This window comes from Curtobacterium sp. B18, assembly GCF_000333375.1.
GTDB lineage: Bacteria > Actinomycetota > Actinomycetes > Actinomycetales > Microbacteriaceae > Curtobacterium.
On record NZ_BACZ01000317.1, the window covers coordinates 1 to 20,841 of the forward strand.

Genomic DNA, 20,841 nt, shown 5'->3' on the forward strand with positions numbered 1-20,841 from the left:
CGCGCCTCCAGTGCGTCAGCCGACGCGATACGTGGCGTCAGCCCTCGATGCGGTAGCCGAGCCCGCGGACCGTCACCAGGATCTCCGGGGCGCTCGGGACGCGCTCGATCTTCGACCGGATGCGCTTGATGTGCACGTCGAGGGTCTTGGTGTCCCCGAAGTAGTCCGACCCCCACACCCGGTCGATGAGCTGCCCGCGGGTGAGCACGCGCCCGGCATTGCGGAGGAGCAGCTCGAGGAGCTCGAACTCCTTGAGCGGCATCGGCGTCTCCGAGCCGTCCACCGCCACGGTGTGCCGTTCGACGTCCATCCGGATGCCCCCGACCTGCAGGATGCCGCTGTCCGCCGGGTCGTCCTCGGTGCGGCGCCGCAGCACGGCACGGATGCGGGCGAGGAGCTCGCGGGTCGAGTACGGCTTCGTCACGTAGTCGTCGGCGCCGAGCTCCAGCCCGACGACGATGTCCACCTCGGAGTCCTTCGCGGTGAGCATGATGATCGGGATGTTCGACCGGGTCCGGATCTGGCGGCAGACCTCGGTGCCGGACAGCCCCGGCAGCATCAGGTCGAGCAGCACCAGGTCGGGGTTCTCCGCGTCGAACTTCGACAGCGCGGTCACGCCGTCCGCAGCGACGGAGGTGTCGTACCCCTCGCGCTGCAGCAGGAACTCCAGGGGCTCGCTCAGGGCCGGCTCGTCGTCGACGATGAGGATCTTGGTCACGATGGCTGCTCTTCCAGTTGCTCTTCGAGTGCTGTGGTCAGTTCGGGGTCCGCCTCGGGCAGGCGGATGGTGAAGGTCGAGCCCTTGCCGGGCTGCGACCAGACGCGCACGTCCCCGCCGTGGTTGCCGACGACGTGCTTCACGATGGCGAGGCCGAGCCCTGTGCCGCCCGTGGCACGGGAGCGGGCGGGGTCGACCCGGTAGAACCGCTCGAACACCCGGTCGAGGTCCGCCTCGGGGATGCCGACGCCCTGGTCGGTGACCGCGATCTCGACGAACCCCTTGGTCGACCGGACGCCGACGCCGACGCGGGTGTGGTCCGGCGAGTACTTGACCGCGTTGGCGATGAGGTTCGACACCGCGATCTGCAGCAGGGCGGGGTCGCCCATCACGCGCAGCTTCGACTTCTTCGCCCGGACGAGTTCGATGTCCCGTGCGCGGGCGACGATCTCGTTGGCGTCGACCGCGGCCTGCACGATGCGGTCGATCGACGTCTCCTCGCTGTTCTCGAGCGTGTCGACGGACTGCAGGCGGGAGAGTTCGATGATGTCCTTCGTGAGGGCTGCCAGCCGTTCCGACTCGGTGACGAGCTGCGCGGCGAACTTCCGCACGTGCTGGGGTTCGTCCGCGGCGGCGACGAGGGTCTCGGAGAGCAGGCCGATCGCACCGATCGGGGTCTTCAGCTCGTGCGAGATGTTCGCGACGAAGTCCCGCCGGACCTCGTCGATGCGCCGGGTCTCGGTGAGGTCGTCGGCGGTGACGAGCACGTAGCGGTTGCCGAGCTGCGCCGCGCGGAAGCTGAGGTAGCCGATCTGGTCGCTGTTCCGACGCGGGAGCTCGAGGTCCTCGGCGCTCATCTCACCGCTCCGGCGCACCCGGTCGACGAGATCGACGAGTTCCCGGTGCACGAGCTTGCGCCGCACGACCAGCCCGACGGTGAGCGCCTGCGGCGACGCCGCGACGACCGTGTTCGAGGGGTCGACCACCACGGCCGGGTTGTGCATCGTGGCGATGACCGCGGCGACGCCGTCGGGCAGGGTGCGTTCCGCCACGTCGGCAGCACGAGCCGTGCGCTCGGCGGTGATGATCAGCACCACGACGCCCGCTCCGAAGACCCCGCCGAGGAGCATCGACAGTGGCACCAGCCACGCGTTGTCCATGCCGTCAGTGTAGGGATGGTCACACGCGGTTCCGACCCCGTTCACCCGCGTCCGGCGTGGTTCCCGGTCCGGATCGCGAAGCGTTCAGCCGGACGTCACCGTTCGTTCACCTGACCTGACGACACTCGACCGGTACGCAGAGAGAGGTACTCCCCCATGCGCGAAGTCTTCCAGCAGGAACTCCAGGACGTCCAGGAGCGACTGACCGAGATCGCCGGGCTCGTCGAGTCCGCCATCACCCGAGCCACGCAGTCGTTCAGCGAGTCCGACGTGGCCCTCGCCGAGGAGGTGATCGCCGACGACGCCAAGATCGACGAGGCGGCGAACAGCCTCGACGAGATCGCGATCGACATCCTCGCCCGTCAGGCCCCCGTCGCCCGTGACCTGCGCGTCGTCGTCACCGCCCTCCGCGTCAGCTCGTCGCTCGAGCGCATGGGCGACATGGCCGAGCACATCGCCCAGCTCACCCGCCAGCGCTTCCCCGAGAAGGTCGTCCCGAAGGGCCTCCGCGGCACCTTCAAGAAGATGGGCCAGCTCGACGTCGCGATGGCGCAGAAGCTCACGCGCCTGCTCGCCACCGAGGACATCGCCCTCGCCGGGGAGATCCGCGACGAGGACGACGCCATCGACGAGCTGCACGCGAGCGTGTTCGACTTCGTGCTCGGCGAGACCTGGAAGGGCGCGCCGATCGACACGGTCGACGCCACCCTCGCCTCGCGCTACCACGAGCGGTTCGCCGACCACGCGGTGTCGATCGCCAAGAAGGTCGAGTACCTGGCGACGGGTGACTGGGCCGGCGCGTCCTCGGTGACGGTGTCGCCCGCCTGACCCGACGCTGCGGCGTCACCGAGCCGGACGGACCACACGGTCCGCCCGGCTCGCTGCGTTCCGCCGGCTCGCCGCGTTCCGCCGGCCCGATGCGTTCCGCTCGCTCGCTGCGTTCCGCTCGCTCGCTGCGTTCCGCTCGCTCGCTGCGTTCTGCGAGGATCGAGGCATGGCACAGGTCGCGATCGTCGTCAACGGGATGCCCGGTTCGGGCAAGAGCACGATCGGGGCGGCGCTGGCCGAGGTGCTCGGCTGCCCGTTCCTGTCGAAGGACCGGATCAAGGAGCCCCTCGCCGACCTCGTCGGCCCGATGATCGCCTCGCGTCCGCTCGGCGGCATCGCGATGGACACGATGTGGTCGATGGCGGACGCGGTCGAGAACGGGGTCGTCCTCGACGCCGTCTGGCTGCCCTCGCGTGACCGTGCCCTCCTGGAGGCGCGGCTCGCCTCCGCCGGGTCACCGCGCGCCGTCGAGGTGTGGTGCGACACCGACCGCGCCACCGCCGAGGAGCGGCTGCGGGACCGCTACGACCCGGGCACCGTGCCGGTGCGCCACGAGGTGCACGGTGACCTCGCCGGCGTGCTCGCGTTCTGGGACGAGCACGGCGCCACGGCCGGGCCGGTCGGGCTGCCCGGCGTCCCCGTGGTCCGCGTGGACACGACGAAGCCGTACGACGTCGGCGCACTGGTGCAGGAGATCGCGTCGCACTTCGTGTGAGCGGACGAGACGACGAACGCCCCGCCTGGTGACCAGGCGGGGCGTTCGGACGCACTGCTACTTCTTGGCGCCCTGGGCGGCCACGGCCGCAGCACCCGCCGCGGCGGCCTCGGGGTCGAGGTAGTACGCCGGCTTCGTCGGACGGAAGTCGTCGTCGAGCTCGTACACGAGCGGGATGCCCGTCGGGATGTTGAGGCCCGCGATGTCCTCGTCGGAGATGCCGTCGAGGTGCTTCACGAGCGCGCGGAGCGAGTTGCCGTGCGCCGTGACGAGGACGGTGCCGCCGTCGGCGAGGTCCTTCGTGATGTCCGACTCCCAGTAGGGCAGCAGGCGCTCGATCACGAGCTTCAGCGACTCGGTGCGGGGCAGCTGGTCGCCGAGGTCGGCGTAGCGGCGGTCCCCGAACTGCGACCACTCGGCGTCGTCGGCGATGGGGGGCGGCGGCACGTCGAACGAGCGGCGCCACTCCATGAACTGCTGCTCGCCGTACTGCTCGAGCGTCTGGGCCTTGTCCTTGCCCTGCAGGTCGCCGTAGTGGCGCTCGTTGAGGCGCCAGTCGCGCTTCACGGGCAGCCACGCCAGGTCGGCCTGGAGCAGCGCGATGTCCGCCGTCTGGATCGCACGGGTGAGGAGCGAGGTGTACAGGACGTCGGGGACGATGCCGGACTCGGCGATGAGGTCGCCGGCGCGCTTCGCCTCCTTCTCGCCCAGCTCGCTGAGCCGGACGTCGACCCAACCGGTGAACAGGTTCTTCTGGTTCCAGTCACTGTTGCCGTGACGGAGCAGGACGAGCGTGGAGGTCATGCCCCGAGTCTACCGAGCGCCGTGCGCCCGTTCCGCGGCCCCGTACCCTGGTGGGCATGCCCATCGGGAACGTGACGCGCGGGACGACCGGGTACAACCGGCTCCGCCGCGTCGACCGGTGGATCGCCACGCTGCCGGCCCTCCGCCGGAGCACGGACCCGCTCGTCGCGGACGTCGGGTACGGGGCGTCGCCGACGACGACCCTCGAGCTCCGGGACCGCCTGGCCGCCGTCCGCCCCGACGTCGAGGTCACCGGCATCGAGATCGAACCGGCCCGGGTCGCGCTCGCGAACGCCGGCACCCGGGACGGCGTGACGTTCCGGCTCGGCGGCTTCGAGACGCCGACACCCGGGGGCCGCCGCCCCGCCGTGATCCGGGCCTTCAACGTGCTGCGGCAGTACGACGAGTCCCAGGTCGAGGCGTCCTGGCGGATCATGCAGGACCGGCTGCAGCCCGGCGGCGCACTCGTCGAGGGGACCTGCAACGAGGTCGGACGGGTGGCGTCCTGGGTGACGCTCGACGACGTCGCGCCGCAGACCTTCACGGTGTCGCTCCGCCTCGCCGGACTCGACGTGCCCTCGGTCGTGGCCGAGCGGCTGCCGAAGGCCCTCATCCACCGGAACGTGCCGGGTGAGCGGGTGCACGCGTTCGTCGGCGACCTCGACCTGGCGTGGGCGGTCGCCGCACCGCTCGGCACGTACGGCCCCCGGCAGCGGTGGATCGCGACCGTCCGGGGCATGCGGGACCGGGGGTGGCCGGTGCTGCACGGGGTGACGCGGTGGCGACTCGGGGAGCTCAGCGTGCCCTGGGCCGCGGTGGCCCCGGCCTGACCGCCCGGCGCAGCTGCGCTGCCGCGCGGCCGCGGCCGATGCCCGCGCCCCGAGACTCGGCCGGGCGGACAGTTTCGCGGCCCAGGCCGCGCGAACGTGTCCGCGGAGCCGAGACTCGGCGCGGCCCGCCGCGATCCGCGAGCCGCGGCTAGGAGCGGCGGACGGCGCCGAGCCGGGGCAGCCGCGGCACGTCCGCGGTGGCGCCGGCGCCCGGGGGCACGATGACCTCCTGCGTCGCGGCCACGACCACGTCGTCGGCGGTGAGCGTCAGCGTGGCCGCCGGGTCGAGGGAGCGCTTCACGACCGCGAGCGCGATCGGCCCGAGCTCGTGGTGGATGCCCGACGCGCTCACGCGCCCGACCTCCTTCTCGCCGGCGACGACCGGCGTCCCCGGAGCCGGCAGCACGCCGTCGGACCCGTCGAGGTGCAGCATCACGACCCGGCGCGGCGGGTGGCCGAGGTTGTGGACCTTGGCGACGGTCTCCTGCCCCCGGTAGCAGCCCTTCGACAGGTGCACGGCGGAGCGGAGCCAGTCGAGCTCGTGCGGGATCGTGCGCTCGTCGACGTCGACGAGCGAGGGGCGCCAGGCGGCGATCCGCAGGGCCTCGTACGCGAGGAGCCCGGCGACGGGTCCGTCGGACGCGGCGATCCGGTCGGCGGTGCCGGGGGTGACCACGGCGATGCGGAGGGTCCAGTCGGAGGCGGGGTGCGCCTCCTGGACGGCGTAGCCCCACCCGCCGGGCGTGACCGAGACCCACGGGTCGACCCACTCGACGAGCGGGGTCTCGGGCAGCTCGGTCGGGGCGAACGGCGCGGTGTCGCCGAACCACCCGATCGTCGCGAACTCGGCGGAGCGGTCGGCGACCTCGACGCGCAGCATGAACCGCATCGAGTCGAGCCAGGCGGCGAGCGGCCGAGCGTCTGCGGGCTCGGTCAGCAGCCACGCCACCGAACCGTCGTCGACGACCCGTGCCGCGTGCTCGACGCGGCCGGACTGGTCGAGGACGAGCGTCTCGGTGCTCGCCCCGACGGCCAGGCCGGTCAGCAGCTGCGACGTGATCGAGTTGAGCCACGACAGGCGGTCCGGACCGGTCACGGTCACCACGCCGAGGCCGAGCTCGACGACGGCGCGGCCACGGGCCAGCAACCGCTGCTCGCCGAGCGGGTTGCCGAAGTGCGCGGCGGGGCCCGCGTCCGTCGCCACGAAGCCGGCGCGACCGGCGAAGGCGGACATCAGTCGACCTTCGCGAGCTGCCCCGATGCGTGCGAGGTCAGCTCCTTGCCGAGCGCGGCGATGTCCCACGCCCAGAAGAGCTTGCCCTCGACCAGACCGTAGAGCCGGGTCGCCGCGGAGTAGTCCTTGGCGTTCGGCGAGCGCATCACGGCGTCGGTGGCGAGGTCGATCCGGCCCTTGCGGACCCGTCCGACGTAGAGCTCGTTGACGCCGGTGGGGTGGATGATCGCCGCCTCGACGTCGAACCCGTCGGTGGTGTTCCGCAGTGCCTCGACGCTCTCGACGGTGCCGAACGGCGTCGGCCCCTCGCCGAGGAGCATCGCCGGGCCGCGGTCACCGGGCTCGGACGGACGGTCGATCCGCCAGTAGCCCATCTCGGCCGCGAGCGGGGTGTGCTCGTCGTCGAGCAGCCACGTCGTCGACGAGTAGTTGAGGTACGGCAGTCCGTCGTGGCTGAAGCTCACGCGCTGGCCGAACTCGTACTTCCGGGGCTCGGCTTCGTCGCCGACCGGGTACTCGACCACGCCGGTGCCCTCCCAGACGCCGACGAGCCACGACAGCGGGACGAGTTCGGGCGCGAGACCTTCGGGCAGTTCGATCAACGCTGACCCTTGAACAGCTTCACGACGACGGTCACCGAGACGAACGCGATCGCGAGCGACGCGAGGCCGAGCAGGCCCACGTAGAAGAGCTCGAGCGCAAGCAGCGAATCCATGCCCCGAGTCTACGCGGCACGCCTGACGACGCCAGCCGTCGGGCGGCGGGTCACCGGGTCAGCAGCAGGACCGCGGTGACGAGCACGACGACGAAGGCCCCCGACGACGCGATGCTGATCCGCTCGACCAGCCCGTCCTTCGTCGCGGTGATGAGCTGCAGCACGAAGCTGACCAGCACGCACAGCACGAACACGAGGAGCAGCCAGGCGAACGAGTCCTTCTCGGTCAGCGTGAGCACGAGCACGGCCCCGACGATCGCGAGCAGCCAGACCGGCAGGACGGACGTCAGCCGGAGGCGGCGCTGGTCGGTGGGCTGCACGGGCTCGGTCACGCGCCCCATCATGACAGGACCGCCGCGGGAACGCCCGTCCCGACCGTCCGGCCGGGAAGGGGGCTTCCCGAGCATCACTAGGATGTGTGCACGACTCCCCCACGCCCTGGAGGTCCTGTGGCCCAGCTCCTGGTACTCACCTCAGCCGCGCCCGGCGACGTCCTGCCGAGCCTCGGTCTGCTGAGCCACCGGATCCGCCACGTCCCCGCCGAGGCCGCCCAGCTCGTCAACGCCCCGCAGAGCGACCTCATGTTCGTGGACGCCCGGACGGACCTCGCGAGCGCCAAGGCCCTCTGCAAGATCCTCGCGACGAGCGGCTCGACCACGCCGATCATCCTGGTCGTCACCGAGGGCGGCCTGACCGCGGTCAACAGCGAGTGGAACGTCGACGACGTCGTGCTCGAGACCGCCGGCCCCGCCGAGGTCGACGCCCGCATCCGCCTGACCGCCGGTCGCGCCTCGAAGAACCAGACCGGGTCGAAGATCCAGGCGTCCGGTGTCGTCATCGACGAGGCGAGCTACTCGGCCAAGGTGCGCGGCCGGCCGCTCGACCTCACGTTCAAGGAGTTCGAGCTCCTCCGCTTCTTCGCCACGCACCCGTCGCGGGTGTTCACCCGCGAGCAGCTCCTCAGCGAGGTGTGGGGGTACGACTACTTCGGCGGCACCCGCACGGTCGACGTCCACGTGCGACGGCTCCGCGCGAAGCTCGGCGACCTCGAGTCCCTGATCGGCACGGTGCGCAACGTCGGCTACCGCTTCAACGTCTACGACGACGAGGCCGACCGGCTCGCGGGCCAGTAGTGGTCGACCTGTCGCGCTTCGCCGTCCCGGGTGAGGCACCGCCGTTCTCCGACCAGACCCTGGTCGACGTGCGTGCCGGTCGCGCGAGCGTGCTCGGCGACGAGCGCGGGGTCGCCGTGGTGCGCGACGGCGAGCTGGAGCTCGTGGTCGCCCAGGAGGCGCGGGGGCACGGCCTCGGGACCGCCCTCGCCCGGCAGGCGCTCACCCCGGGCGGCGGGGCCGCGGCGCCCCGGCTCGCGTGGGCACACGGGGACCACCCCGCCGCGCGGGCGCTCGCGTCGCGGTTCGGCTGGACGGCGGTCCGGACGCTCCTGCAGCTCCGGGCACCGATCGCCTCGGTCGCCCCGGACCCGGCGGTGCCCGACGGCTACACGGTGTCGGCGTTCCGCGCGGGCGACCCGGGTGACGAGGCCGACTGGCTCGCGCTCAACGCCGCCGCGTTCGCCCACCACCCGGAACAGGGCCGGATGACGCTCGAGGACCTGCGCGCCCGCGAGGCGGACGACTGGTTCTCGGGCGACGACCTGCTCCTGCTCCGCGACGACTCCGGCGCCCTGGCGGGGTCGTGCTGGCTCAAGGTCGAGGACGGCATCGGTGAGTTCTACGCCGTCGCCGTCCGCCCCGACCTGCAGGGACAGCGGCTCGGCGGCGTCCTGATGCGCGCCGGGACCGCTCGTCTGACCGGTCGTGGGCTCACCGCCGCCGCGCTCTACGTCGAGGGCGACAACGAACCAGCGCTGGCGCTCTACCGGCGGTCCGGGTTCACGCAGCACGCGATCGACGTGCAGTACGCCGCGGGCTGAGCCCGACGGCGCACCACGTCGTTCACCGCGGGTTTCCACAGCGTCCACGTGGGGCCCTCCCGGCGCAGGGGTCGGGTGGCAGGATGTGGGCATGGACACCGAACCGCAGCTCGACGGCGACTCCGTCGCACCGGACCTCGACGACTTCGACGAGGTCGTCGAGATCGAGCACGAGTCGCTGCCCACCGACCGCTACTTCGACCGTGAGCTCAGCTGGCTCCGGTTCAACCAGCGGGTCCTCGAACTCGGTGAGGACCGCATGCAGCCGCTGCTCGAGCGCGCGAACTTCCTGGCGATCTTCGCGTCCAACCTCGACGAGTTCTTCATGGTCCGGGTCGCCGGCCTGAAGCGCCGCATCGACACCGGCATCGCCGTCCCGACCAACGTCGGCCGGGCACCGAGCGACGTCCTGCGCGACATCGCGACGAAGGCGCACGAGCTGCAGGACCGTCACGCGCAGGCGTTCATCGGGTCCCTCAAGCCGGACCTCGACGCCGCGGGCATCCACGTCGAGCACTGGTCCGACCTCGACGAGGCCGACCGGCTCCGGATGCGCGAGTACTTCAACGAGCAGATCTTCCCGGTGCTCATGCCGCTCGCGGTGGACCCGGCGCACCCCTTCCCCTACATCTCCGGGCTGTCGCTCAACCTCGCGGTCCGCGTGCGGAACCCGAAGTCGCAGCGGCAGGAGTTCGCCCGCCTCAAGGTGCCGCAGAACTTCTCGCGGTTCATCAAGCTGCCGGACGACGACTCGGGACTGCTGCGGTTCATCCCGCTCGAGGACCTCATCGCCAACCACCTCGACGACCTCTTCCCCGGGATGGAGGTGCTCGAGCACCACGTGTTCCGGGTCACCCGCAACGAGGACGTCGAGATCGAGGAGGACGAGGCCGAGAACCTCATCCAGGCCCTCGAGCGCGAGCTGCTCCGTCGTCGGTTCGGACCGCCCATCCGCCTCGAGATCACCGAGGACATGGACCCGGTGACGCTCGACCTGCTCGTGCGCGAGCTCGACATCACCGAACAAGAGGTCTTCCGCCTCCCCTCGCCGCTCGACCTCGGCGGGCTGTTCGAGATCGCGAAGATCGCCCGTCCGGACCTGCACTACCCGAAGCACGTGCCGACGACCCCGGTGCAGTTCCAGCCGGGCGAACCGAACACGAAGCCGGACCTCTTCCGCGCCATCGCGGCGAAGGACGTGCTCGTGCACCACCCGTACGAGTCCTTCGCGACGAGCGTCCAGGCGTTCCTCGAGCAGGCCGCGGCCGACCCGAACGTCCTCGCGATCAAGCAGACGCTGTACCGCACCTCCGGCGACAGCCCCATCGTGGAAGCGCTCATCGACGCGGCCGCCGCGGGCAAGCAGGTGCTCGCCCTCGTCGAGATCAAGGCGCGCTTCGACGAGCAGAACAACATCACGTGGGCCCGCAAGCTCGAGAAGGCCGGCGTGCACGTCGTGTACGGCCTGGTCGGGCTGAAGACGCACTCGAAGCTCGTGCTCGTCATCCGGCAGGAGGGCGGCACGCTCAAGCACTACAGCCACATCGGGACGGGCAACTACAACCCGAAGACCTCGCGCATCTACGAGGACATGGGGCTGTTCACGTCGGACGACGTCGTGGGCAAGGACCTGACGCGCCTGTTCAACGAGCTGTCGGGCTACGCGATCGAGAAGAAGTTCAAGCGCCTGCTCGTCGCGCCGCTGCACCTGCGGAAGGGGCTGCTCAAGCGCATCCAGACCGAGGCGGACAACGCTCGGGCCGGCAAGCCCTCCGGGATCCGGATCAAGGTCAACTCGATGGTCGACGAGCAGATCATCGACGCGCTGTACCTGGCCAGCCAGGCCGGCGTGCCGGTGGACGTCTGGGTGCGCGGCATCTGCTCGCTCAAGCCCGGCATGGAAGGCGTCAGCGACACCATCCGGGTGCGCAGCGTCGTCGGTCGGTACCTCGAGCACTCGCGGGCGTTCGCGTTCCACAACGGCGGCGACCCGGCCGTGCTCATCGGCTCGGCGGACATGATGCACCGCAACCTCGACCGCCGCGTCGAGGCCCTCGTGCGGCTGTCGGACCCGGCGCACGTGAACGAGGTCCACGAGATGTTCGACCTCGCGATGGCGGACACGACGAGCTCGTGGCACCTCGAGTCGGACGGCGAGTGGACGCGCCACTCGACGGACGACGACGGCCGACCGCTCGACGACGTGCAGAATGTCCTCATGCGGAAGATCTCGGCGCGGAAGCGCTCCACTCGGTGAGCGGCGGCTCCCAAGGGCCGGTCGTCGCTGCGGGTGCCGTCGTCTGGCGCGAGCAGGACGGCATCCCGCTCGTGCTGCTCATCCACCGTGACCACCACAAGGACGTCTCGTTCCCCAAGGGCAAGGTAGACCCGGGTGAGAGCGTCCCGACGACCGCCGTGCGCGAGATCGTCGAGGAGACCGGGTACCGCGTGCACCTCGGTGCACCCCTGGGCACGGCCGAGTACGTGCTGCCGAGCGGCCGCGACAAGATCGTGCACTACTGGTCCGCCCGGGTGCCCTCCAAGGAGTACGAGCGCGCCGGCAGGTTCCACCCGAACGACGAGGTCGCCGCGATCGAGTGGGTCACCGTCGACGACGCCCGCCACCGGCTGACCTACGACCGTGACGTCGCCATCCTCGACCGGTTCGCGGACCGCGTCGCCGCGGGGCACCACCGCACCTTCGCACTCATCGCCCTGCGGCACGCCAAGACGGTGCCCGGCTCGGACTGGAACGGCCCGGACGCCACCCGTCCGCTGCTGCCCGTCGGCAGGTCGCAGGCGAAGTCGGTCGCGTCGCCGGTGGCCGCGTTCGGTCCGAAGAAGATCGTCAGCAGCACCGCCGCCCGGTGCCTCGCGACGGTCGAACCGCTCTCCGACCGCACGCACCTCGGGGTGTCGAGCACGCCGGACATCAGCCAGGACGCACACGACCACGGTGCGGCCAACGTCAAGGGCGTCGTGCAGAAGCGGCTCGACAAGGCGAAGACCACCGTCCTGTGCTCGCACGGTCCCGTGCTGCCCGACATCATCGCCCGCATCGCGACCGCGACGGCCGACGACAGCGGCCGCTTCGACCTCCGCCGGGCCGCCATGCTCTCGGTGGGCGACTTCTCGGTGATGCACATCGCCGACGGCACGCTCGTGGCCGTCGAGACGCACCGCAACCCCGTCCCCGCGTAGGCCGGACGCCGGGGCCGAGCCGCGCCTCCCGGCTCCTGGGGTGCATGCGCATGCATGCGCCCGTTCTCGGCGCGCCGTTCCCGATCCTGCACCCGCCACGGGCTCGGCGCACGTCGCCCCGTCCGGGACAACCCCTCGTTCACCTCCCGTTCACCAGGGCGGGTGATCCCCGTCACCTCGTGTCCCTACAGTCGCTCCCGGGTCAGCACCGGCCCACGGGACCAGCAGCGGTCCCACCTGCACTGACATTCCCGAAGGGACCCCTGTGAACATCAAGCGAATCGGTACGGTCGCGGCAATCGCGATCGCCGGCGCGGTCGTGCTCTCCTCGTGCGCGGCGAACGAGGGCGCGAGCACCAGCCCGTCCTCCAGCTCCAGCTCCGGCACCGACTACTCGAAGCTCTCGGGCACGCTGACGGGCTCGGGCTCGTCCGCACAGCAGACCGCGCAGGCCACCTGGACCGCCGGCTTCCAGAACGTCGCCTCGGGCGTCACGGTCAACTACTCGCCCGACGGTTCGGGCGCCGGCCGCAAGAACTTCATCTCGGGTGCCGCGGACTTCGCCGGCTCCGACGCCGCGCTGAGCGACGAGGAGCTCTCGGGCTCGTTCGCCGCCTGCGCCGCGGACTCGAAGGCCATCGACATCCCGGTCTACATCTCCCCGATCGCGATCGCCTACAAGGTCGACGGCGTCAAGGACCTCACGCTCGACGCGAAGACCATCGCGGGCATCTTCTCCGGCAAGATCACGAAGTGGAACGACTCCGAGATCACCGCGCTCAACAAGGACGCGACGCTCCCGGACGCGAACATCACCGTCGTGCACCGCTCGGACGACTCGGGCACCACCGAGAACTTCTCGGAGTACCTCGACGCGAACGCGAAGGACGTCTGGGGTAAGGACCCGAGCCAGACCTTCCCGTACCAGGTCGGTGACGCCGCCGCGAAGACCTCGGGTGTCGCCTCCTCGATGGCCAGCGCCTCGAACGCCATCACCTACATCGACGACTCCGGCGCCGGTGACCTCGACAAGGCCAAGCTCATGGTCGGCGACAAGGCCACCACGATCTCGGCCGAGGGTGCTGCCACCGTCGTCGCCGACTCGAAGACCGTCGAGGGCCGCGCGGACAACGACCTCGCGATCGACATCAACCGCACCGACACCGCCGACAACGCGTGGCCGCTCGTGCTCGTCTCCTACGCCATCGCGTGCCAGGAGTACAAGGACTCGGCGAAGGGTGAGCTCGTGAAGGGCTACCTCGACTACGTCGTCTCGAAGGACGCGCAGGACGCCGCCGCGAAGGAGGCCAAGTCGGCCGCCCTCTCGACCGACCTGTCGGAGAAGGCCGCCAAGGCCGTCGCCTCCATCAAGTAAGGCACCCTGAGCGCCCGGACGCCGGTCCCACCCACTCGACCGGCGTCCGGGCACTCGCCCGTCCACTCGGGGAACCGAGCGCGACACCGCAGCACCGGACACCCGACCTCCCGCCTCCCCCGGCGTACCTCCGACAGGAGCCCCATGACGACCGCACCGGCCCAGCCAGGGGCCACCGTCACCCCCAAGCCGAAGCCCGTCGTCCGCATCGGCGACCGCGTCTTCTCCGCCGCCTCGGTCATCTCCGGCGGTCTCATCCTCTTCGTCCTGATCCTCGTCGCCGCGTTCCTCGTGTGGCAGAGCCTCCCGGCCTTCAGCGCCAAGGTCGGCGAGCTCCCCAACGGCGCGACGAACTTCTGGGACTTCGTCGGTCCGCTCGTGTTCGGCACGATCTGGTCCGCGCTCATCGCGCTCGTGATCGCCGTGCCGCTCGCGCTCGGCATCGCCCTCTTCATCTCGCACTACGCGCCCCGTCGTATGGCGCCGGTCCTCGGCTACGTCATCGACCTGCTCGCCGCGGTGCCGTCGGTCGTCTACGGCCTGTGGGGCATCGTGGTCCTCGCGCCGTTCGTGAAGCCGTTCTACGTCTTCCTCAACACCTACTTCGGCTGGTTCCCGCTCTTCTCCGGTCAGGTGACCGGGACGGGCCGCACGATCCTCACCGCGTCGATCGTGCTCGCCGTGATGGCGATCCCGATCATGACCGCCGTGATGCGTGAGATCTTCCTGCAGGCGCCGACCCTCAACGAGGAGGCCGCCCTGGCCCTCGGCGCCACCCGCTGGGAGATGATCCGTCTGTCGGTGCTGCCGTTCGCCAAGTCCGGCATCGTGTCCGCGATCATGCTCGGTCTCGGCCGCGCGCTCGGCGAGACGATGGCGGTCGCGCTGGTGCTGTCGGTGTCGACGAACGTGACCTTCCAGGTCCTCATCGCGCAGAACCCCTCGACGATCGCGGCGAACATCGCCCTGCAGTTCGCCGAGGCGTCCGGCACGGCCCTGAACGCCCTCATCGCGACGGGCCTGATCCTCTTCGTCATCACCCTGGTCATCAACATGCTCGCGCGGTACATCGTCCGCAAGCGAGTGAGCTGAGAGGTCCGCCCCGATGTCCCTCGCCATCCGTCAGTCCGGAGTGTCCGGCAACGTCTACGCCACCGGCAAGCTGCACAAGTCCGTGCCGTGGCTGCTCCTCGTCGGCTCCTGGGTCGCCCTGATCCTCGTGTTCGCCCTCCTCAACGCCGGCGGCGCGGTCAAGGACTTCAACGTCGTCGCCGCGGTGTTCCTCGGCACGGTCCTGTTCGACGTCCTCATCGTCGTGGTCTCGCGCATCGTCGAGGGTGGCCGCAAGGCGGTCGACCGGCTCGTCACCTCGCTCGTCGTCACGGCGTTCGTCATCGCGGTGCTGCCGCTGGTGTCGCTGCTGTGGACGGTGCTCGGCGACGGCGTCGCCCGGTTCGACGCGCAGTTCTTCTCGTACTCGATGCGCGGGGTCATCTCCGAGGGCGGCGGCGCCATCCACGCGCTCGTCGGCACGCTCGAGATCACGCTGTTCGCCGCGCTCATCTCGGTGCCGATCGGTCTGCTCACCTCCATCTACCTGGTCGAGTACGGCAAGGGCGTCCTCGCGAAGGGCATCACCTTCTTCGTCGACGTGATGACGGGCATCCCCTCGATCGTCGCCGGTCTCTTCGCGTACTCGCTGTTCGCGCTCTTCCTCGGTCCGGGTGCCCGCTTCGGCCTGGTCGGCTCGGTGGCCCTCTCGGTGCTGATGATCCCGATCGTCGTGCGCTCCACCGAGGAGGTCCTGAAGATCGTCCCGATGGAGCTCCGCGAGGCCTCGTACGCACTGGGCGTCCCGAAGTACCTGACGATCCTGAAGGTCGTGCTGCCCACGTCGCTCGCCGGCATCACCACGGGCGTCATGCTCTCGATCGCCCGCGTCATCGGCGAGACCGCTCCCCTGCTCGTCACGGCGGGGTTCACGGCGAGCCTGAACTACGACCTGTTCAAGGACCCGATGATGACCCTGCCGGTGTTCGCGTACACGCAGTACTCGCAGCAGGGCGCCAACCCGGTACCGTTCGTCGACCGGGCGTGGACCGCCGCGCTCGTGCTCATCCTCATCGTGATGCTGCTCAACCTGCTCGCACGCTTCATCACGCGCCTGTTCGCCCCCAAGCTCCCGCGCTGACCCGCGGATCCACCCACCCCGAAGGAACACAGTGTCCAAGCGCATCGAGGTCGACGGCCTCAACGTCTACTACTCGAAGTTCAAGGCGGTCGAGGGCGTCGACATGACGATCGAGCCCCGCACCGTGACCGCGTTCATCGGCCCGTCCGGCTGCGGCAAGTCCACCTTCCTCCGCACCCTCAACCGCATGCACGAGGTCATCCCCGGCGCCTACGTCGAGGGCTCCGTCAAGATCGACGGCGACGACCTCTACGGCGCCGGCGTCGACCCGGTGCTCGTCCGTCGGCAGGTCGGCATGGTCTTCCAGCGCCCGAACCCGTTCCCGACGATGTCCATCAAGGACAACGTGCTCGCCGGCGTGAAGCTCAACAACAAGCGGCTCTCGCGCTCCGAGGCCGACGAGATCGTCGAGCGCTCCCTGCAGGGCGCGAACCTCTGGAACGAGGTCAAGGACCGCCTCGACAAGCCCGGCATGGGCCTGTCCGGCGGGCAGCAGCAGCGTCTCTGCATCGCCCGTGCGATCGCGGTGCAGCCCGATGTGCTCCTCATGGACGAGCCGTGCTCGGCGCTCGACCCGATCTCGACCCTCGCGATCGAGGACCTCATCGAGGAGCTGAAGAAGGAGTACACGATCGTGATCGTGACCCACAACATGCAGCAGGCCTCGCGCGTCAGCGACAAGACGGCGTTCTTCAACATCGCGGGCACCGGTGCGCCGGGCAAGCTCATCGAGTTCGACGACACCGCCACGATGTTCTCGAACCCGTCCGTCCAGGCCACCGAGGACTACGTCTCCGGCCGCTTCGGTTGATCGACCGCCCCCGTTCACGACGGCCCCGTCGGACTCCGGTCCGGCGGGGCCGTCGCCGTTCCACGTCGTTCCTTCCCACAACGCGCGCGCTGGGATGAGGAAACGGGCGTACCTGGTGAGAAGTTTCGCCCAGGTACGCCCGTTTCGACCAGCTACGCCCGCTTCGGTCAGGTACGCCCGCTTGGGTCAGGTACGCCCGCTTGGGTCAGGTACGCCCGCTTCGGTCAGGTACGCCCGCTTGGGTCAGGTACGCCCGCTTGGGTCAGGTACGCCCGCTTGGGTCAGGTACGCCCGCTTCGGTCAGGTACGCCCGCTTGGGTCAGGTACGCCCGTTTCGGCACGGGTGACGGGGCGGTGTGCGCTGCGGGGGCGGGGCGGCGGACGGGAGGCGCGGCCCGCTCCTGCCCCGCCGCCTCCGCCCGTGACCGGGCACGCTGGCACGTTCCTTCCCAGGACGGCCGCGATGGAATGAGGAAACGGGCGTACCTGGTCAGAAGTTCTGACCAGGTACGCCCGTTTCGACCAGGTACGCCCTCGCGGGCACGCCCAGGCCGCCCGGGTCAGGCCGAGGTGGTCGGGACCGCCATGATCGGGGTCGTCGTCGGCTGCTCCGAGCCGCCGGCGGGCTCCACCGTCATGCCGATCGTCACACCGTGCGAGAGCGTCCCGGTGAGGACCGCCGAGTGCACACCGGTGGACACGTGGTCCATCAGGCCGGCCGCGTTGATCTTGCCGCCGGTGCCCTCGGAGCCGATGTACCAGAGCTCGTAGGTCTTGCCCTCCGGAGCCGCGGGGACCCCGTCGAGGATGACCGCGGACTTGCCGACCTCGTTCGACCAGACGACCGTGGCTGTCCCGCCGCCCGAGACCTTCGCCGTGGTGCGCTTGAAGTCCGACGCGGCGTAGATGCGGTCGAGTCCGCCGGACGCCTGCGTCGTCCCCGGACCGGGCTGGTTCGAGGGAGCGAAGGTCGTGCCGACGCCGAGTCCGACGCCGAGGAAGACCACGGCGACGGCCGCTGCGGCGGACAGTGCCGTTGCCGGACGCTGGAACCACCGGCGGCGAGCCTTGTCCGAAGCCGCACCACCGGAGGAGGTGCGGGTCGAGGCGGGGGCGAACCGCGCCTCCTGGCCGGCGTCGTCGACCGTGGTCGTCGTGGCTGGGGCGCTCGTGGCCGACGCAACGGACTGCGGGGCCACCGGAGCAGCCTGTGGGGTCGTCGCGATCTGGGCCATCAGGGACGCCTTGAGCGACGAGGGCGGCTCGATCGGGGTCACCGCGTAGGCGAGCTGCAGCGCGGTCTCGCGCAGCGAGTCCGTCTCGGCCTGCAGCTCCGGCGCGGTCGAGAGCGCGGAGTCGAACAGTGCTCGCTCCTCGTCCGACAGTGCATCGAGGGCGTGCGAACCGGTCAGCAGTGCCGGGTCGTCGTGTCGTTCGGTCATGATGTCACCCCCATCTCGTCGCGGAGTCTGATCATCCCGTCACGGAGACGGGTCTTGACGGTGCCGATCGGGACACCGAGGTGGTCGGCCATCTCGCTGTGCGAGTAGCCGCCGTAGTAAGCGAGTTGCACGGCCTGGCGCTGGAACTCGGTGAGCTTCGCGAGCGCCCGGCTGACGCGTTCGTGTTCGATCCGGATCTCGACCGACTCGGACACCTGGTCGAAGCCGGCCTCGAAGTCGCGGATGCCGATCTTCGTGTCGCGGTCGTGCGACGCCTGCGAGGCCCGCACCCGGTCGACCGCTCGGCGGTGCGCCATGGTGAGGATCCAGCTCGCTGCCGTACCGCGCTTGCGGTCGTAGCGGGTGGCCTGCTGCCAGACCTCGAGGAAGACCTCCTGCGTGACCTCTTCGGACTGTGCACGGTCCCGGAGGAGCCGCGTCACGAGTCCGAGCACGCGTCCGGAGAGGACGTCGTACAGGTCGGAGAAGGCTGCCTGGTCGCCGGTCGCCACGCGGGCGAGGAGGTCGTCGGGGGACGCCTGAGCCGGCTCGGTCGAACTCCAGCTCTCGGTGTCGCTATCCACGATGGCAAGCATTGCAGGTTTCCCTCCTCTCGGTTGCGATCTGGCTGTGAGTTGTGGGCCGTGACCCGACCACGCGCTCGGGTCGCGTGGTCGGGTCAGCGGTCGGTCGAGCGCGAGGGCCCGCGTGACCCGCAGGGAATTGACCGCCAGGGAGCGGACCGGGTCGCACGGGACCCTCGCTGTCGTGGCCGGCTCATCACCTGCCACGGTGATGATTCGGCACCCTCGCCCGAGCGGATTGGAGCGGTTCTCACCCCTCGTTCCCGGGGCACGCCCGAGCGCGGATCTGTCCACCGAGAGTGAACAGGGCCACGAGCACAGCGAGCGTCTCGTAGACTCGGTGTCGCCGGGCCGCAGCAAGCCCCGGGCTCCAAAATTCGCCGCTTCGAGCGGCCTCGCGCCGAGAGGCGCTTCTGCGGCCCGGTTCTTCCATGCCTGGAGTCGAGCGTCGCGGGTGGCGTCGACGGCGCGGGCGCTCTGGCCGCTCGCGGCCGGTCGCGTTGCTGGCTGGTCGCGTTGCTGGCCGGGAGGCGCGGTGCTGGCTGGTCGCGTTGCTGGCCGGGAGGCGCGGTGCGCGCCCGCCCCGCTGGCCGCTCAGTCCAGGCTGTCGCGGCGCCAGAGCGACGCCGCCTCGGTGAGGTCGGCCGCCAGTTCCGACAGGCGGAGCGCGCGGGTCGTGAGCTCCGACGCACGGGCGCCCGCCGTCAGGTCTGCGTCGTCCGCGACGGCCGTCGCTCCGGCCGCGGTGAGTCGGCAGAACGCGGCGCCCCGGTCGAGCGCCACCGCGAGGTCCCCGGTGTAGAGGCCGTGCAGGATGCGGTCCGCCAGGGTGAGGATCTCCGCCGGACCGGTCGGCTGCTCTGCCCCGGCGACGGCCTGGTCGATCGTCCCGATCCGTTCCGTGCCCCGTTCGAAGAGGTACGCGATCTCCTCGGGGTTCTGCCGGATCACCGTGCGGACGAGGTAGATCCGCCACAGCGCGCCGGGGAGCGTGTGCGCCCCCACCCGTGCCCACAGCTCGGCGATGGCGTCGATGCCGTGCACGTCCGTGTAGGTCACCAGGCGCTCGACGACCGCCGGGTCCGGATCCTGCCGCACGCGGTGGAGCAGGGCGTTCGCGGTCTCGTGCGCGACACGGTTGACCACGGCGGGGTCCTCGCCGCCCTGGATCGCGGCGAACTCCTGGTCGGTGAAGTGGACGGGACGGTGGTGATCGCGAGGCACCGCGTCAGTGTAGGCACGGTCGGCGACGTGCCCGGGCGTCGTTCGCCCAGAACGCAACGCCTCCGCCGCGCGTACCGTGACTGACCGGGAGGCGCTCCTCCCGCACGCGAAGGAAGAGGACTCCCATGAACCCCCTGCTCATCATCCTGGCCGTGATCGCGGTCGTCCTGCTGTTCGTCGGTGGCTTCACCGCGAGCCTGAAGTTCCTGCTCTGGGTCGGCATCGTGCTGCTCATCGTCGCGGTGGTCCTGTGGCTGCTGCGGACGCTCACCGGACGCCGCGGCTGACCCGCCCACCCGGTTCTTCCCAGAGGCCCTCACCCGCTAGCCTTGCGGGTGAGGGCCTCTAGCTCAGTTGGTAGAGCACCGGACTTTTAATCCGAGGGTCGTGGGTTCGAGCCCCACGGGGCCCACGACGAAAACCCCGGTCGAGACCGCAATGGCCTCGCCGGGAGTTCTGTGTGCAACCGGGGTCGTGGGGCAGTCGTGGGGCAACAGCCCGATCCTCAGAACCCGAGGGGCTTCCGCTTCGCCGAAGTGAACTCCTCGTCGGTGAGCACTCCCGACTGGTGGAATCCAGCCAGCCGCTCGAGCTCACCCACGGCGGACCAGAGATCGACCTCCCGGCACCCGACCTCGTCCTCGCGTGGGTGCAGTTCCCCGACCGCATCCTCGAAGTCGAAGCGTGCGTCCTCGCGCACACCGACCGCGCCGTACTCGTCGAGTGGTGCTTCGGCCAAACCGCCGACTGCGCCTGGATCTTGCGTGACGCGATCCGAGAGCGGATACCGTCGTCGCCATGTGCATCCCCGAACTGACCACCTGGAGCAACGACGACGGAACCCACACCGTCGCTACAAGCGCTGGACACACTGTCCTTGGGCGCTTCCGCGACGACGACCCTGATGGGTGGCGAGCCTGGCTCGGAGCCGACACGACGACTCTGAAGTTCATCGGAGAGTACGAGGACTACGAAGACGCGTCCGCTGCGATCGCAGAGGCGGCGGAGGCCGAAGGCCTGATCTGACCCGACCCGAGGGGCGCCATCCGCGAACCGATACTGTTGAGGGATGC

The 20,841-nt window shown here is 70.4% G+C and carries 23 protein-coding genes and 1 tRNA gene; 14 read left to right on the forward strand and 10 right to left on the reverse strand.

What is annotated here, in order from left to right:
• Window positions 1-37: 37 nt before the first annotated feature.
• Entirely contained in the window at window positions 38-718 is a 681-nt protein-coding gene (locus tag I5E_RS08655; protein WP_022906624.1) for a response regulator transcription factor, read from the reverse strand.
• The gene (locus I5E_RS08660) at window positions 715-1,878 is read right to left on the reverse strand and encodes a sensor histidine kinase (RefSeq protein WP_022906625.1); all 1,164 of its coding nucleotides are present in this window, start codon (window positions 1,876-1,878) and stop codon (window positions 715-717) included. The genes I5E_RS08655 and I5E_RS08660 overlap by 4 nt, the downstream gene beginning before the upstream one ends.
• A gap of 156 nt (window positions 1,879-2,034) precedes the next feature.
• On the opposite strand from I5E_RS08660, the gene phoU reads away from it, so the two are divergent.
• Window positions 2,035-2,706: a phosphate signaling complex protein PhoU gene (phoU, locus tag I5E_RS08665; RefSeq protein WP_022906626.1), complete on the forward strand. Its 672-nt coding sequence runs from the start codon at window positions 2,035-2,037 to the stop codon at window positions 2,704-2,706.
• Between the two features lie 166 nt (window positions 2,707-2,872).
• Entirely contained in the window at window positions 2,873-3,421 is a 549-nt protein-coding gene (locus I5E_RS08670; RefSeq protein WP_022906627.1) for an AAA family ATPase, read from the forward strand.
• Window positions 3,422-3,478: 57 nt separating this feature from the next.
• On the opposite strand, the gene I5E_RS08675 is transcribed toward I5E_RS08670, so the two are convergent.
• Complete coding sequence (locus tag I5E_RS08675) at window positions 3,479-4,225, reverse strand: phosphoglyceromutase (protein WP_022906628.1); 747 nt, start codon at window positions 4,223-4,225, stop codon at window positions 3,479-3,481.
• Between the two features lie 56 nt (window positions 4,226-4,281).
• Between I5E_RS08675 and I5E_RS08680 the strand changes: the two genes are divergently transcribed.
• Window positions 4,282-5,055: a methylase gene (locus I5E_RS08680; protein ID WP_031261953.1), complete on the forward strand. Its 774-nt coding sequence runs from the start codon at window positions 4,282-4,284 to the stop codon at window positions 5,053-5,055.
• Between the two features lie 148 nt (window positions 5,056-5,203).
• On the opposite strand, the gene ygfZ is transcribed toward I5E_RS08680, so the two are convergent.
• The 3 genes from ygfZ to I5E_RS08700 all read right to left on the reverse strand — a co-directional run bounded on the left by ygfZ (window position 5,204) and on the right by I5E_RS08700 (window position 7,336).
• A complete protein-coding gene (gene ygfZ, locus I5E_RS08685) occupies window positions 5,204-6,289 on the reverse strand; it encodes a CAF17-like 4Fe-4S cluster assembly/insertion protein YgfZ (protein WP_022906630.1) in 1,086 nt (361 codons plus the stop codon).
• A complete protein-coding gene (locus I5E_RS08690; protein ID WP_022906631.1) occupies window positions 6,289-6,891 on the reverse strand; it encodes an FABP family protein in 603 nt (200 codons plus the stop codon). The genes ygfZ and I5E_RS08690 overlap by 1 nt, the downstream gene beginning before the upstream one ends.
• Window positions 6,892-7,054: 163 nt before the next feature.
• On the reverse strand, window positions 7,055-7,336 hold the full coding sequence (locus I5E_RS08700; RefSeq protein ID WP_148286910.1) for a hypothetical protein: 282 nt from the start codon (window positions 7,334-7,336) through the stop codon (window positions 7,055-7,057).
• 117 nt (window positions 7,337-7,453) lie between these two features.
• On the opposite strand from I5E_RS08700, the gene I5E_RS08705 reads away from it, so the two are divergent.
• The 8 genes from I5E_RS08705 (at window position 7,454) to pstB (ending at window position 16,518) form a co-directional block, all read left to right on the forward strand.
• Entirely contained in the window at window positions 7,454-8,137 is a 684-nt protein-coding gene (locus tag I5E_RS08705) for a winged helix-turn-helix domain-containing protein (RefSeq protein ID WP_022906634.1), read from the forward strand.
• Entirely contained in the window at window positions 8,137-8,940 is an 804-nt protein-coding gene (gene mshD, locus I5E_RS08710) for a mycothiol synthase (RefSeq protein ID WP_022906635.1), read from the forward strand. The genes I5E_RS08705 and mshD overlap by 1 nt, the downstream gene beginning before the upstream one ends.
• A 91-nt stretch (window positions 8,941-9,031) precedes the next feature.
• Complete coding sequence (locus I5E_RS08715; RefSeq protein WP_022906636.1) at window positions 9,032-11,197, forward strand: RNA degradosome polyphosphate kinase; 2,166 nt, start codon at window positions 9,032-9,034, stop codon at window positions 11,195-11,197.
• The gene (locus tag I5E_RS08720) at window positions 11,194-12,141 is read left to right on the forward strand and encodes an NUDIX hydrolase (protein WP_022906637.1); all 948 of its coding nucleotides are present in this window, start codon (window positions 11,194-11,196) and stop codon (window positions 12,139-12,141) included. Before I5E_RS08715 ends, I5E_RS08720 begins: the two co-directional genes overlap by 4 nt.
• Before the next feature lie 265 nt (window positions 12,142-12,406).
• Window positions 12,407-13,516, forward strand: coding sequence for a phosphate ABC transporter substrate-binding protein PstS (locus tag I5E_RS08725; RefSeq protein ID WP_022906638.1), 1,110 nt, complete (start codon window positions 12,407-12,409; stop codon window positions 13,514-13,516).
• Window positions 13,517-13,660: 144 nt separating this feature from the next.
• On the forward strand, window positions 13,661-14,608 hold the full coding sequence (pstC, locus tag I5E_RS08730) for a phosphate ABC transporter permease subunit PstC (RefSeq protein WP_022906639.1): 948 nt from the start codon (window positions 13,661-13,663) through the stop codon (window positions 14,606-14,608).
• Between the two features lie 13 nt (window positions 14,609-14,621).
• Window positions 14,622-15,707 (forward strand): phosphate ABC transporter permease PstA, encoded by a 1,086-nt coding sequence (pstA, locus tag I5E_RS08735; RefSeq protein WP_022906640.1) that lies wholly within the window; start codon window positions 14,622-14,624, stop codon window positions 15,705-15,707.
• 31 nt (window positions 15,708-15,738) lie between these two features.
• Window positions 15,739-16,518: a phosphate ABC transporter ATP-binding protein PstB gene (pstB, locus tag I5E_RS08740; protein WP_022906641.1), complete on the forward strand. Its 780-nt coding sequence runs from the start codon at window positions 15,739-15,741 to the stop codon at window positions 16,516-16,518.
• Window positions 16,519-17,078: 560 nt separating this feature from the next.
• Here pstB and I5E_RS08745 read toward each other — a convergent pair.
• From I5E_RS08745 to I5E_RS08755, 3 genes are all read right to left on the reverse strand, one after another.
• Entirely contained in the window at window positions 17,079-17,960 is an 882-nt protein-coding gene (locus tag I5E_RS08745; protein WP_022906642.1) for an anti-sigma factor, read from the reverse strand.
• Window positions 17,957-18,556 carry an ECF RNA polymerase sigma factor SigK gene (sigK, locus tag I5E_RS08750; protein WP_022906643.1) on the reverse strand — a complete coding sequence of 200 codons (600 nt, stop codon included), beginning with the start codon at window positions 18,554-18,556 and terminating at the stop codon, window positions 17,957-17,959. The genes I5E_RS08745 and sigK overlap by 4 nt, the downstream gene beginning before the upstream one ends.
• A gap of 582 nt (window positions 18,557-19,138) precedes the next feature.
• On the reverse strand, window positions 19,139-19,768 hold the full coding sequence (locus I5E_RS08755) for a hypothetical protein (RefSeq protein ID WP_022906644.1): 630 nt from the start codon (window positions 19,766-19,768) through the stop codon (window positions 19,139-19,141).
• 125 nt (window positions 19,769-19,893) lie between these two features.
• On the opposite strand from I5E_RS08755, the gene I5E_RS24390 reads away from it, so the two are divergent.
• Both I5E_RS24390 and I5E_RS08765 read left to right on the forward strand, forming a co-directional pair.
• Window positions 19,894-20,055: a hypothetical protein gene (locus I5E_RS24390; protein WP_022906645.1), complete on the forward strand. Its 162-nt coding sequence runs from the start codon at window positions 19,894-19,896 to the stop codon at window positions 20,053-20,055.
• 52 nt (window positions 20,056-20,107) lie between these two features.
• Window positions 20,108-20,180, forward strand: a tRNA-Lys gene (locus I5E_RS08765).
• 93 nt (window positions 20,181-20,273) lie between these two features.
• On the opposite strand, the gene I5E_RS08770 is transcribed toward I5E_RS08765, so the two are convergent.
• Window positions 20,274-20,507, reverse strand: coding sequence for a hypothetical protein (locus tag I5E_RS08770; RefSeq protein ID WP_022906646.1), 234 nt, complete (start codon window positions 20,505-20,507; stop codon window positions 20,274-20,276).
• Between the two features lie 59 nt (window positions 20,508-20,566).
• Between I5E_RS08770 and I5E_RS08775 the strand changes: the two genes are divergently transcribed.
• Window positions 20,567-20,794: a hypothetical protein gene (locus tag I5E_RS08775; protein WP_022906647.1), complete on the forward strand. Its 228-nt coding sequence runs from the start codon at window positions 20,567-20,569 to the stop codon at window positions 20,792-20,794.
• Window positions 20,795-20,841: the final 47 nt, after the last annotated feature.

Excerpts from the sequence above, each read along its gene's own strand:
- I5E_RS08660 (WP_022906625.1), bottom strand. The coding sequence starts at position 1,878 with ATGGACAACGCGTGGCTGGTGCCACTGTCGATGCTCCTCGGCGGGGTC.
- phoU (WP_022906626.1), top strand. The coding sequence starts at position 2,035 with ATGCGCGAAGTCTTCCAGCAGGAACTCCAGGACGTCCAGGAGCGACTG.
- I5E_RS08670 (WP_022906627.1), top strand. The coding sequence starts at position 2,873 with ATGGCACAGGTCGCGATCGTCGTCAACGGGATGCCCGGTTCGGGCAAG.
- I5E_RS08675 (WP_022906628.1), bottom strand. The coding sequence starts at position 4,225 with ATGACCTCCACGCTCGTCCTGCTCCGTCACGGCAACAGTGACTGGAAC.
- I5E_RS08680 (WP_031261953.1), top strand. The coding sequence starts at position 4,282 with ATGCCCATCGGGAACGTGACGCGCGGGACGACCGGGTACAACCGGCTC.
- ygfZ (WP_022906630.1), bottom strand. The coding sequence starts at position 6,289 with ATGTCCGCCTTCGCCGGTCGCGCCGGCTTCGTGGCGACGGACGCGGGC.
- I5E_RS08715 (WP_022906636.1), top strand. The coding sequence starts at position 9,032 with ATGGACACCGAACCGCAGCTCGACGGCGACTCCGTCGCACCGGACCTC.
- pstC (WP_022906639.1), top strand. The coding sequence starts at position 13,661 with ATGACGACCGCACCGGCCCAGCCAGGGGCCACCGTCACCCCCAAGCCG.
- pstA (WP_022906640.1), top strand. The coding sequence starts at position 14,622 with ATGTCCCTCGCCATCCGTCAGTCCGGAGTGTCCGGCAACGTCTACGCC.
- I5E_RS08745 (WP_022906642.1), bottom strand. The coding sequence starts at position 17,960 with ATGACCGAACGACACGACGACCCGGCACTGCTGACCGGTTCGCACGCC.
- sigK (WP_022906643.1), bottom strand. The coding sequence starts at position 18,556 with ATGCTTGCCATCGTGGATAGCGACACCGAGAGCTGGAGTTCGACCGAG.
- I5E_RS24390 (WP_022906645.1), top strand. The coding sequence starts at position 19,894 with ATGAACCCCCTGCTCATCATCCTGGCCGTGATCGCGGTCGTCCTGCTG.
- I5E_RS08775 (WP_022906647.1), top strand. The coding sequence starts at position 20,567 with ATGTGCATCCCCGAACTGACCACCTGGAGCAACGACGACGGAACCCAC.